The sequence below is a fragment of the Mesorhizobium sp. B2-4-17 genome, from assembly GCF_006441275.1.
Classification (GTDB): Bacteria; Pseudomonadota; Alphaproteobacteria; order Rhizobiales; family Rhizobiaceae; genus Mesorhizobium.
Genome location: NZ_VFUX01000012.1, coordinates 89,700 through 101,927, shown reverse-complemented (window position 1 = coordinate 101,927; position 12,228 = coordinate 89,700). Strand labels below are relative to the sequence as shown.

Sequence of the window (12,228 nt, the reverse complement as noted above, 5' to 3'; positions counted from 1 at the left end):
AAGGGGAAAAGCATGACCAAGGTTGCAATCGTCACGGGTGGGTCGCGCGGCATCGGTGCGGCGATCTCGATCGCTTTGAAGACCGCCGGCTATTCGGTCGCCGCGAACTACGCCGGCAACGACGACGCGGCGGCGAAATTCAAGGCCGAGACCGGCATTCCGGTCTACAAATGGTCGGTTGCCGACTATGACGGTTGCGCCGCCGGCATCAAAAAAGTCGAGGCCGACCTCGGCCCGGTCTCGGTGCTGGTCAACAATGCCGGCATCACCCGCGACGCCATGTTCCACAAGATCACGCGTGAGCAGTGGAAAGAGGTGATCGACACCAATTTGTCTGGTGTCTTCAACATGACGCACCCGCTGTGGGGCGGCATGCGCGACCGCAAGTTCGGCCGCGTCATCACCATCTCCTCGATCAACGGCCAGAAGGGCCAGGCCGGTCAGGTCAATTATTCTGCCGCCAAGGCCGGCGACATTGGTTTCTCCAAGGCGCTGGCGCAGGAAGGGGCTCGCGCTGGCATCACCGTCAACGTCATCTGCCCCGGCTACATCGCCACCGAAATGGTCAAGGCGATCGACGAGAAGGTGCTCAACGAGCGCATCCTGCCGCAGATCCCCGTCGGCCGCCTCGGCGAACCGGAAGAGATCGCGCGCTGCGTCGTCTTCCTCGCTTCGGAAGAGGCCGGTTTCATCACCGGCTCGACCCTCACCGCAAACGGCGGCCAGTATTTCGTCTGACACGTCGCAGAGGCCAACGGCCTCGCACTGGCGACAAACGGATCGGGAAACCGGTCCGTTTGCGAATTGACGCTGAGGCCTGTCTTCGCCGCAGCGCAATCCCCAGTCCGCAAGCTTAATGGCGGGGGGGACCCTCGGTGCGAAACCGGTGGCCAAGCCTGTGGATTCCCGGTGGATAAGCTGTTCACAACACCGATATTAGCGGAACAAAAAGGGAAAATACCGCTGGCGCCGGTTTGTCGCCGATTCGTTCCGGGTTTGAGCGGAAGTTAATGTTAATAGGGCCGGAATCGCCTGCGGTTCCTTAATGCCAGGTTCAGAAAGATTAACAATTTCACGATCTTGAGCGAAGCGTGTCGCACCGCTTTGTTCGTTTCCTGGCAAAGGTTAACGGCAAAGCTCGCCTTGCATAAAATGGGCCAGTTCGACGATTCAGCATGTGGTGAGACTCATGGTCACAAAATCCATATGTAGCCGTGAACAAAAGCTGAATCTGGAAGAGTCAGCGATTCGTCGCTGATTCGTTCCAGACTCGTTCCATCCGTTAATCAGCGACCGACCGGGAGTTTCACACAGACACCTTCGAGCCGCCGGCGGAACATTCCGCTTTCGCTTCGCGCTCGAAATCCCTATGTGTCGCCTGTCATACGCGCCGTCCAGGGCACGCTCCCGACAATGAGAGGCCAGAAAGCCCTATTTCCGAGCCGATGAACATCCAGCCGAAACACACCCAGCCGCTGATCCTGTCAGGCCGCGACGTGACCGCCGTGCTTGGGCCGACCAACACCGGCAAGACCCATCTCGCCATCGAGCGCATGGTGGCGCACGAAACCGGCGTCATCGGCCTACCGCTCAGGCTGCTGGCGCGCGAGGTCTACAGCCGCGTCTGCGAAAAAGTTGGCGCCCACAAGGTCGCGCTGGTCACCGGCGAGGAGAAGATCCAGCCGCCAGGCGCCAAATACTCGGTCTGCACCGTCGAAGCCATGCCGCGCGAGACCGACGCTGCCTTCGTCGCCATCGACGAGGTGCAGCTCGCCGGTGATCTCGAGCGCGGCCACATCTTCACCGACCGCATCCTGCATTTGCGCGGCCGCCAAGAAACGCTGCTCCTCGGCGCGGCCACCATGCACGGTATCCTCCAGCGCCTGCTGAAGGGCGTCTCGGTGGTGACACGCCCACGGCTGTCGCATCTGGCCTATGCCGGCTCCAAGAAGCTGACCCGCCTGCCCCGGCGCACCGCCATCGTCGCCTTCTCCGCCGACGAGGTCTATGCCATCGCCGAGTTGATCCGGCGCCAGCAGGGCGGTGCGGCCGTTGTGCTCGGAGCGCTCTCGCCCCGTACCCGCAATGCCCAGGTGGCGCTGTTCCAGTCCGGCGATGTCGACTATCTCGTCGCCACCGATGCCATCGGCATGGGCCTCAACCTCGATCTCGACCACGTCGCCTTCGCCCAGAACCGCAAATTCGACGGCTACCAGTATCGCAACCTGACAGCGGCCGAACTCGGCCAGATCGCCGGGCGCGCCGGCCGGCATCTGCGCGACGGCACTTTTGGCGTCACCGGCCAGGTCGATCCGCTTGACGAGGAGCTGGTCAACAAGATCGAGAGCCATGATTTCGATCCGGTGAAGGTGCTGCAGTGGCGCACCGCGCATTTCGACTTTGCCAGCCTCGATGCGCTGAAGCGCTCGATCGAGACCAACGCGCCAGTCGAAGGGTTGACGCGCGCGCTGCCGGCGGTGGATGCCCAGGCGCTAGAATATCTGTCGCGCGACGGGGACATCCGCGCGCTAGCCACAGACGCCAAACGCGTGGCGCTGCTGTGGGAGGCCTGCGCGCTTCCCGATTACCGAAAGATCGCCCCGGCCCAGCATGCCGACCTCATTGCGTCGATCTACATGGACCTCGCCCGGCATGGCCATGTCGACGAGAATTACATGGCCGAGCAGGTGCGCCGCGCCGACACCACCGAGGGCGACATCGACACGCTGTCGCACCGCATTGCCCAGATCCGCACCTGGACATTCGTGTCGAACCGGCCCGGCTGGCTGGCCGATCAGGCACACTGGCAGGAAAAGGCGCGTGAAATCGAAGACAGATTGTCGGATGCGCTGCATGAGCGGTTGACGAAACGCTTCGTAGACCGCAGGACTTCCGTCCTCATGCGGCGCCTTAGAGAAAATACCATGCCTGAAGCCGAAATTAGTCCTACCGGAACCGTCCTCGTCGAAGGCCACCATGTCGGCGAGTTGCAAGGGTTCCGCTTCACCGCCGACCAGAGCGCCGGCGGCGAAGACGCCAAGGCCGTGCGCACGGCCGCCCAGAAGGCGCTGGCCGCCGAGTTCGAGGCGCGTGCCGAACGCTTCGGCGCCTGCGCCAATGGCGACCTCGCGCTTGGCTCGGACGGCACGCTGCGCTGGATCGGCGCGCCGATCGGCACACTGGTCTCCGGCGAGGATGCGCTGAGGCCGCGCCTCGTGCTTTTGGCCGACGAACAGCTGACCGGGCCGGCGCGCGACAAGGTCGCGGCGCGTGCCGAACGTTTCGTCAATTTCCAGATCGAGTCGCTGTTGAAGCCGCTGGTCGATCTGAAGAATGCCGACCAGATTTCCGGCATCGGCCGCGGCATTGCCTTCCAGCTGGTCGAGAATTTCGGCCTCATCAACCGCCGCGACATCGCCGAGGAGATGAAGTCCCTCGACCAGGAGGGCCGAGCCGCCCTTCGCCGGTTGGGCGTGCGCTTCGGCGCCTACCATGTCTTCGTTCCGGCGCTGATCAAGCCGGCACCCGCCGGGCTGGTGACGCTGCTGTGGGCGCTGAAGAATGACGGTAAGGACAAGCCCGGCTTTGGCGACGTCGTCCACGCGCTGGCGTCGGGCCGCACCTCGGTGGTCATCGACCCGGCCTTCGACAAGGCCTTCTACAAGCTCGCCGGCTACCGCAATCTCGGCCGCCGCGCCGTACGCATCGACATATTGGAGCGGCTGGCCGACCTGATCCGCCCGGCGACCAACTGGAAGCCTGGCCTCGGCCAGCGTCCGGATGGGGCCTATGACGGCCAGTCCTTCATGGTGACACCGCCAATGATGTCGATCCTCGGCGCCACCGCCGACGACATGGAAGAGATCCTGAAGGGTTTGGGCTATCGTGCCGAGCCGAAGCCGGCGGCGGAAGTCAAGGCACGGATCGAGGCACAGGACAATGCAGCGCGGGAAGCCGCAGCCGCCAAGCTCGCGGCGGAGGAAGCCGCCCGCGCAAAGGCGGCGGAAGACGCGGCTATAGATGTTGCAGCGGAAGCGTCCGTCGAAGGTTCGGAACCTGCGTCTGATATGGCGATCGCTGTGGGTCCGGCATCCGAAACCCCTGCCGCCGATACCGTCGAGGCCGAACCCGCCGCGGAAGAGCCCGTGGCCGCACCAGTTGAGGCAACGCACGAAGAAGCTCCGACAGCCGAGGCCGTGGTTGTGTTGCCTGCCGAGTCCGCACAGGCAGAATCTGCGGAGATCGTAGAAAACCAGCCTGTTGCCGCCGCCGAAAGCGCCGACGCCCTTACCTCCCCCTCGATGGGGGAGGTCGCGGCGCGAAGCGACGCGGGCGGGGGTGACAGCGCCGACGATGCCGGCAGTGCTGAAAGCGCTGGCGCTGTCCCCACCCCGGCGCTGCGCGCCGACCCTCCCCAAGAGGGGGAGGGTGAGACCGCCGAGGCCGCGCCGGAAGCCGAAGCGCCCAAGCCGATCCTGCTGTGGCGGCAGGCTCGCTTCGACCAGCGCCCGCGTCATCGTGAGGGCCGCGGCAATCGCCCGCAAAATGGGCAGGCGCGGGGCCGGCGCGATGCACCGGCGAGTGCCGCCGCACAGACACCAGGCGCACCTGGCGAGCGCCCTGCCCATGAAGGGCGGCGTGACGGCGCCGGCAAGCCGCGCTTCGATCGTTCCAAGTTCAAGCCCAAGCCGCAGGGCGAAGGCGAACAGCGCCGTGACAGCCGTCCGCAGGGCGAGCGTCCCGACCGCCGCGAGGGCCGACCGGACTGGAAGGGCGGCAGGCCGGAAGGCAAGAGCGGTGCCGACGGGAACAGGGGCGGCAAGCCCGCCTTCCAGCCGAAGCCGCGCGAGGAGCGTCCGGTCCGCTTCGATCCGGACTCGCCCTTCGCCAAGCTCGCCGCCTTGCGCGACCAACTGAAGAAATAAGCTCGGCGCCGCGATGGTTGCTGAAGGTCGCCAGCGCATCGACAAATGGCTGTTCTTCTCGCGCGTGGTAAAATCGCGCTCGCTGGCGGCCAAGCTGGTCGTCGCCGGCCGCGTGCGGATCAATCGCGACAAAGCAGCGCAGGCCTCCGATCTGGTCAAGCCCGGCGATGTGCTGACCATCACGCTCGACCAGCGCATTTTCGTCTGGAGGGTGCTCGGCGCGGGTGTGCGGCGCGGCCCGGCAGAAGAGGCCCGCACCCTCTATGAGGACATGTCGCCACCGCCCGCACCGAAGGGCGAGGCGCTTCCGGATGCGATTCCGGCGCTGCGCGAGGCCGGTAGCGGCCGTCCGACCAAAAGAGAGCGCCGCCAGACCGACCGCTTGCTTGGCGAGGATTGAGGCTTGCCGCCGGGAGCGCGGTTGGCGGTTTTCGGGCGCGACGGACGCAGGACGGAACGGAACCCGGCAAACAGACGCTCCGCGAGACGTCACCGCCCCCTGCTGTGCTCCGCAGTCTGGAATTTCATTCCGAAAACCCCGGCCCAAGCGGGTATGGCCGCCCTTGCAAGCGGCGGGCAAAGGCGTTACGTGACGGAAAAAGCCCAATAAAGCTGGGACGTTCCGGAGCCGACCGATGACCTATGTCGTGACCGACAATTGCATCAAATGCAAATACATGGATTGCATCGAGGTCTGTCCGGTCGACTGTTTCTACGAAGGCGAGAACATGCTCGTCATTCATCCCGACGAGTGTATCGACTGCGGGGTCTGCGAGCCGGAATGCCCCGCCGACGCGATCAAGCCCGACACCGAGCCCGGTCTCGACAAATGGCTGCAGATCAACACCGAATATGCCGAGAAATGGCCTAACATCACCGCCAAGAAGGAACCGCCGGTCGACGCCAAGACCTTCGACGGCGAGGCCGGCAAGTTCGAGAAATATTTCTCCGCCGAACCTGGCGAAGGCGACTGACAGCGCTACTGTTCAGACTGGTATGACGCTGCGTAAGAGGCACGGCACATGAACCGCCTTGACAGGCGGCGGTGATCTGTGGGCTTCGCTTGCGTAGCAAAACCTTGATTCTTCCGACTTTTTGTGTTACATCAGCGAACCATGCCGGTGACACAACGTCGATTTATGGCGCAGACGCCCCAAATCACTGAAAGGTGAAAATCCCAATCCGGACCAGAGCGATCTGGGCCAGGCGGTCGCAATCGTGCGGTTTGCCGGTCCCAGCCTTTCCGGTGGGTTCATCTGTTGTGCGGCTAATGATCGGGATTTCCCGGTCACACCAGTTCGGGCCGGCAGGACGCCGGTTCCACAACAAGGAGTTCAGGGCGTAATGGCAACGATCACCCCGCAGAAAAAGCCCACTGGAGCACGTCACGGTTTCAAGACCGGCGAGTACATCGTCTATCCGGCGCACGGCGTCGGCCAGATCATCTCGATCGACGAGCAGGAAGTGGCCGGGCACAAGCTGGAACTGTTCGTCATCGACTTCCAGAAGGACAAGATGCGCCTGAAGGTGCCGGTCGCCAAGGCGACCTCCATCGGCATGCGCAAGCTGTCGGAAGAGGATTATGTCGAGCGCGCGCTGAAGGTCGTGCAGGGCCGCGCCCGCGTCAAGCGCACCATGTGGTCGCGCCGCGCCCAGGAATACGATGCCAAGATCAACTCGGGCGACCTGATCTCGATCTCGGAAGTCGTGCGCGACCTCTATCGCGCCGACAACCAGCCGGAGCAGTCCTATTCCGAACGCCAGCTCTACGAGGCGGCGCTCGACCGCATGGCCCGCGAGATCGCGGCTGTCAACCGCATGTCGGAAACCGAAGCCGTCCGCCTGATCGAGGTCAATCTCAACAAGGGCCCTAAGCGCGGCGCCAAGGCCGACAATGAGGAAGCCGAGCAGGAAGAAGCTGCCTGAGCCTTTTCGCCTTTGAATTCGAAAAACCCGGCCTCGCGCCGGGTTTTTTGTTGCGGGGCGTCAGAGGGCGTCTGATCTGCGGAAATCTCTCGCCTAACCCTCGCCTCCGCCTTCCCTCTCCGCCTCCTGCTTCAGCGTGGCGATGAACCGCTTGGTCCGCTCACGCTCCGGATTGCCGAACAGTACAGCCGCCGGCCCCTTTTCGACCACAACACCGGCGTCGAGGAAAACCACTTCCCGCGCGATCTTGGAAGCCAAGCGCAAATCATGCGTCGCCATCACCATGGTCGTGCCTTCGCTGGCAAGCTGGCCGAGCACATCGACCACCTCCTGCGCCAGTTCCGGGTCGAGCGCCGAGGTCGGCTCGTCGCACAGCAGCACTTTCGGCGACGGGGCCAGCGCCCGGGCGATCGCCACCCGCTGCTGCTGGCCGCCTGACAGCGTCGCCGGCCAGGCATCGGCCTTGTGCGCCATCCCGACTTTTTCCAGCAGGGCGAGCGCTCGCTCGCGGGCCCTCTCGGGCGACCATTTGAGCACCGTCACCAGTCCTTCCATGACATTCTCCATTGCGGTGCGGTGCGGAAACAACTGAAAATTCTGGAACACCATGCCGGTCTGCAGGCGCAGGCGTCTTATGTCCGCGGCCGGCACCTTGACGCCCGGACGGAACGCGAGAGACTCGTCGCCGATCCGCACCGTGCCCGATGTCGGGATCTCCAGAAGGTTGATGCAGCGCAAGAGCGTGCTCTTGCCGCCGCCCGACGGGCCGACAAGCGCGGTAACGCTGCCTTCGGCGATGGCGACCGTTACCCCCTTCAGCACCAGATTGTCGCCGAAGCGCTTTTCTATGTCGGTGAGGCTGATCATGAGCGTGCCTCCAGGAAGCCGCCATAGCGGTTGAGCCGTTCTTCCAGCCGCGTCTGCAGGGCAGACAGCACCGAACTCATCGCCAGATAGAGGATCGCCGCCTCGACATAGAGGATCAGCGGCTCATAGGTGGTGGCGACGATGCGCTGCGCCGCCTGGAACATCTCCGGCACGGTGATGGCGGCGGCCAGCGAGGTATCCTTGACCAGCGAGATGAAGGTGTTGGAGAGCGGCGGCACCGCGACGCGGCCTGCTTGCGGCAGGATGGTGCGCCGCATCGCCTGGCTCCAGGTCATGCCGATCGAATAGGCGGCCTCCCACTGGCCCTTCGGCACCGAGCCGATGGCCGCGCGGATGATTTCCGACGTATAAGCGCCGATATTGAGCGTGAAGCCGATCAGTGCCGCCGTGAAGGCGTCGAGCAGGATGCCGACCGACGGCAGGCCATAGAAGATCAGGAACAGCTGCACCAGAAGCGGCGTGCCGCGGAAGATCCAGACATAGAAGCGCACCAGCGCGACCAACGGCCTTGGCCCGAACAGCCGGCCGAGTGCCGCGCCGAGGCCGACGGTCAGGCCAAGGACGAAAGACAGCAGCGTCAGCGGCACGGTGAAGATCAGGGCAGCCCAGAGCAGCGAAGGCAGCGACTCCAGCATCAGTTGCAGCCAGTGCAGCACGAAAGACCCTCCAGACCAGAGCAATTCCAGGAAAAGTGCGTGGCGGCTTTCCGTCCGGAATTGCGTAGAAACAAAGAGTTAGAGCGGATCACCGATTCTATCAAACGCTGAACCGCTGTGTCGCCCAAAGGTGACCCCAGGTTTGGGGGACCGACATGCATATAGACAAAGACCTGAAGCGCGTCGCATGAATCCGTTTCGACGCGACGCGCTTTAGACGAGGCAGTGTGACCGAAGTGCGAATGCAGGCGCCATACCACGACAAAAGCGGCGAGCCGTCAAAGACGGCCCGCCGCGCTGGATGGGTTGCGGGACCGAACCGGCCCCGCTGCGTGATTTACTTCGAAACGTCCTGGCCGAAATAGGTGTCGGCGATCTTCTGATAGGTGCCGTCGGCCTTGATGTCGGCCAGCGCCTTATTGATGGCCGCGACCAGCTCGGGATCGCCCTTGCGCACGATGACGCCGGAATAATCGGCGTTTTCCTCTTGCGCTGCGATCTTCACATTGGCGTCGGGCTTGTGCTTCTTGAAGTCGAGGAAGGACAGGCTGTCGTTGATGGTGGCGTCGGCACGGCCGGTCAGAAGCAGCTGGATCGACTGGTCGAAGCCATCGGTGCCGACAAGCTCTGCGCCATTCGCCTCGGCCAGCTTGCCGAAATTGGAGGTCAGCGACTGCGCCGACTTCTTGCCCTTGAGGTCGGCGAAGGTCTTGATGTCGGTATTGTCGCCGCGCACGATCAGCACCGCCTTGGAGGCGATGTAGGGATCGGAGAAATCGTACTTGGCCTTGCGTGCATCGGTAATGCCGACCTCGTTGATGACGGCGTCGTAGCGCTTGACGTCGAGACCGGCGATCAGCCCGTCCCACTTGCCTTCGAGGAACTCGACCTTGACCCCGAGCTTTTCCCCGATCGCCTTGGCGATTTCGACGTCGAAGCCGACCAGCGCGCCGGACGCATCATGATAGGTGAAGGGCGCGTAAGTGCCTTCCGTCCCGACCTTGATGACGCCAGCCTGCTTGATCTGGTCGAGATTGGCACCGGCATGGCCCGATGCGACGGCCAGGGCCTGCAGCGTTCCGGCGACGATAAGCGACTTGAGCCATTTCATTTTTCTGTGATCCCATCCTTGGCCTGATGTCAGGCATGTTGTGAGGGCTGGAAAATGCCAGATGTCAGCAGAAAGAATAAGGAATCTAATTTCAAAAATAACGAATTTCCGAAACCATATTCTCCAAAATGGATTTCTTCGCGCATTCAAAAGGGCAACTGTGCTGAAATCGCGCGCGCAGGATAGCTTCGCTGCCCGCGCCAGCGGAACCTTTCTCGCGCGTGGCAGTTTTGGCTGTTGTAGGGCACGACGCCGTGATTTCAACCCGGTGTCTCCAAGCAGACGTCATTCGCATCGCCTGAGCCAGGGAGCGCCTCATGATGGAAGACACGGCAGGACGGATAATGGTCCGCGCGGCAATGAAGGCTCCCTACCTCGAACGGGACGAAGAGCATCGGCTGGCCTTGCTCTGGAAGGAGGACAACGACCAGAACGCGTTGCACTGCATAACCGTGGCCCATATGCGGCTGGTCATTTCCATGGCCTCCAAATTCCGCCATTACGGCCTGCCACTCGGCGATTTGATCCAGGAAGGGCATGTCGGCCTGCTGGAAGCCGCCGCCCGCTTCGAGCCGGAACGGGAGGTGCGGTTTTCGACCTATGCGACCTGGTGGATTCGCGCCTCGATGCAGGACTACATCCTGCGCAATTGGTCGATCGTGCGTGGCGGCACGAGTTCGGCGCAAAAGGCGCTGTTCTTCAATCTCAGGCGCTTGCGTGCCCGTCTGGCAAACGGCGCCGAGCCGCTTTCCAACGAAACCCTCTATCGCGAAGTATCGGTGGCGCTCGGCGTTTCCGAAGCTGATGTGGCGATGATGGATTCGCGGCTGTCGGCGCCGGATTCCTCGCTCAACGTGCCGCTTGCCGATGATTCAGGCGCCACCGAACGGATGGATTTCCTGGTCTCGGACGACCCGCTGCCCGACGAGATCGTCGGCGACAAGATCGACGTCGCGCGCCGCTCGCTCTGGCTGAAAGCCGCTCTCGCCGCCCTCAACGCCCGCGAACTGCGCATCATCGAGGAAAGGCGACTGACCGACGAGGGCGCGACGCTCGAGGCACTCGGCGAGACCCTCGGCATCTCCAAGGAACGCGTCCGCCAGATCGAGGCGCGCGCCATGGAAAAGCTCAAAGTCGCGCTGGTGAAGCAGAATCCAGAATTTCTGGCGACAGCAGCCTAAAGCAATTCAAGGAAAAGCGCGTAGCGGTTTTCCGTTCGGAACTGGGTAGAAACCAAACGCTGAACCGCTCTAATATCCCGGCAACAACGGGCTACTTGTCGGTGACAATCTTGACCTTGTCACCGGCCGAGACCGCGGCCCCCGGTGACAACGCATTGAGCACCCGGAACAGGTCGAGCTTGCGATCGACGCCCACCATTTGCGCGGCAAGCGAGCCCATGGTCTGTCCGGGCTGCACGGTGAGCACGCGGATATGCAGCGGCTTGAGCGCCGCCTTTTCCGCGGCACTCAGGGTCCGGAACGACCCGCTGACCGACCGCGCCACCGAATCCAGCGAAGTGCTGGCCGAGGGGGCCGCTGTCAGCAGCCGATAGACCTGGCCGCCGGCACGGATCACCGCGATGTCGAACTGCCAGCCTTGCGCGCCGGCATGCGCGGTCGCGGCGTCATTGCCGTTGATCGTTTCCTGCTTGACGGTGCTGTCGTCGAGGCCAGCCACCCAGCCACTTCTGATGTAGTCAGTCAAGGAGCGGTTCTTGTCGATCGAAACGCCATCGAAGCGGATCGCTATGTCGCCTGGTCCGGTCGCCGTCACCGCCGCCGCCGAATTGTCGATGATGAACCCATCCGGCACCGTGAACGACACGCCGAGGCCCGGATGCAGGAAGGTCTCGCCCCGCACATAGCCTTCCTCCGGCGTGTCGCCATAGAGCAGGCCGTCTATGCCGGCGAGGAAGGAATCGCGGTCGCGCGTGCCCACACCCGGCGCGCCGAACTGACGGGCGTGGCGCTGCGCCAGGTCGATGCGCTGCGGCGTGTTGGGATGCGTGGCCAGGAAATCCAGACTGGCGTCGGTGGCACCGCTGATCGAGCGGAAATCGGTGTAGGCAGACATCGACTGCAGGAATCGGCCGGCGGCGTAAGGGTCATAGCCGGCCTCGCCGATCGACTTGATGCCGATGGCGTCTGCTTCCAGCTCCTGGTTGCGCGAGAACTGCGCCAGCCGGAGCTTGCCACGGATGAGTGCCGCCTTGGCGGTCGGGCTATCGCCAAGCACATCCGAGACCACCTTTGTCGCCAGGCCTTCCTCGGCCTCCAGCTGCTGGCGTTGCAAGCCGTGATTGGCTGTGACGTGGCCCATCTCATGGGCGATGACAGCGGCGAGCTCGGACGAATCATTAGCCAGCGCCAGCAGGCCGCGTGTGACGTAGAGATAGCCGCCCGGCAACGCGAAGGCGTTGACATTGGGCGAATTGAGGATGGTGATGCGATAGGTCTGGGTCGGGTTCGCCGACACCACGGTCAGATTGCCTACGACCTTGGCGACCATGCGCTCGAGCTTGGGATCGGAATATTCGCCGCCATAGGTCGCTAGGATGCGCGGATGCTGTGCCTTGGCCAGTTCGGCAAGCTTGTTGTTGGCGGCGACATTGTCGACCGTGATCGGCTTGTCGGATGGTTGGAAGCCGGATTCCTGGACTTCCGGAGGCGTGAACATCTGGCAGCTTGCCAAGGCCACGGCAAAGCCGGCCAGCGCCAGA

At 63.4% G+C, this 12,228-nt stretch carries 10 protein-coding genes; 6 read left to right on the top strand and 4 right to left on the bottom strand.

The features are described 5' to 3' along the window. Positions 1-12: 12 nt before the first annotated feature. From phbB to FJ548_RS11750, 5 genes are all read left to right on the top strand, one after another. Positions 13-738: an acetoacetyl-CoA reductase gene (gene phbB / locus FJ548_RS11770; RefSeq protein WP_140694949.1), complete on the top strand. Its 726-nt coding sequence runs from the start codon at positions 13-15 to the stop codon at positions 736-738. 707 nt (positions 739-1,445) lie between these two features. After that, positions 1,446-4,925, top strand: coding sequence for a helicase-related protein (locus FJ548_RS11765; RefSeq protein ID WP_140777944.1), 3,480 nt, complete (start codon positions 1,446-1,448; stop codon positions 4,923-4,925). Between the two features lie 13 nt (positions 4,926-4,938). Beyond that, a complete protein-coding gene (locus FJ548_RS11760; RefSeq protein ID WP_140777943.1) occupies positions 4,939-5,325 on the top strand; it encodes an RNA-binding S4 domain-containing protein in 387 nt (128 codons plus the stop codon). Positions 5,326-5,560: 235 nt separating this feature from the next. After that, entirely contained in the window at positions 5,561-5,899 is a 339-nt protein-coding gene (gene fdxA, locus FJ548_RS11755; protein WP_140608235.1) for a ferredoxin FdxA, read from the top strand. Positions 5,900-6,269: 370 nt separating this feature from the next. Beyond that, positions 6,270-6,851 (top strand): CarD family transcriptional regulator, encoded by a 582-nt coding sequence (locus FJ548_RS11750; protein ID WP_140608237.1) that lies wholly within the window; start codon positions 6,270-6,272, stop codon positions 6,849-6,851. Between the two features lie 93 nt (positions 6,852-6,944). Here the strand turns inward: FJ548_RS11750 and FJ548_RS11745 are convergent, their stop codons facing one another. The 3 genes from FJ548_RS11745 to FJ548_RS11730 form a co-directional block, all read right to left on the bottom strand. Then, complete coding sequence (locus FJ548_RS11745; protein ID WP_140777942.1) at positions 6,945-7,718, bottom strand: amino acid ABC transporter ATP-binding protein; 774 nt, start codon at positions 7,716-7,718, stop codon at positions 6,945-6,947. Continuing rightward, positions 7,715-8,395, bottom strand: a complete 681-nt coding sequence (locus tag FJ548_RS11740; protein WP_140608243.1) for an amino acid ABC transporter permease — start codon at positions 8,393-8,395, stop codon at positions 7,715-7,717. The genes FJ548_RS11745 and FJ548_RS11740 overlap by 4 nt, the downstream gene beginning before the upstream one ends. A 337-nt stretch (positions 8,396-8,732) precedes the next feature. Next, positions 8,733-9,506 carry an amino acid ABC transporter substrate-binding protein gene (locus FJ548_RS11730; RefSeq protein WP_140760922.1) on the bottom strand — a complete coding sequence of 258 codons (774 nt, stop codon included), beginning with the start codon at positions 9,504-9,506 and terminating at the stop codon, positions 8,733-8,735. Between the two features lie 317 nt (positions 9,507-9,823). On the opposite strand from FJ548_RS11730, the gene FJ548_RS11725 reads away from it, so the two are divergent. Continuing rightward, positions 9,824-10,687: an RNA polymerase factor sigma-32 gene (locus tag FJ548_RS11725; protein WP_140694934.1), complete on the top strand. Its 864-nt coding sequence runs from the start codon at positions 9,824-9,826 to the stop codon at positions 10,685-10,687. 91 nt (positions 10,688-10,778) lie between these two features. On the opposite strand, the gene FJ548_RS11720 is transcribed toward FJ548_RS11725, so the two are convergent. Beyond that, on the bottom strand, positions 10,779-12,185 hold the full coding sequence (locus FJ548_RS11720) for a M48 family metalloprotease (RefSeq protein ID WP_226890428.1): 1,407 nt from the start codon (positions 12,183-12,185) through the stop codon (positions 10,779-10,781). Positions 12,186-12,228 lie beyond the last annotated feature (43 nt).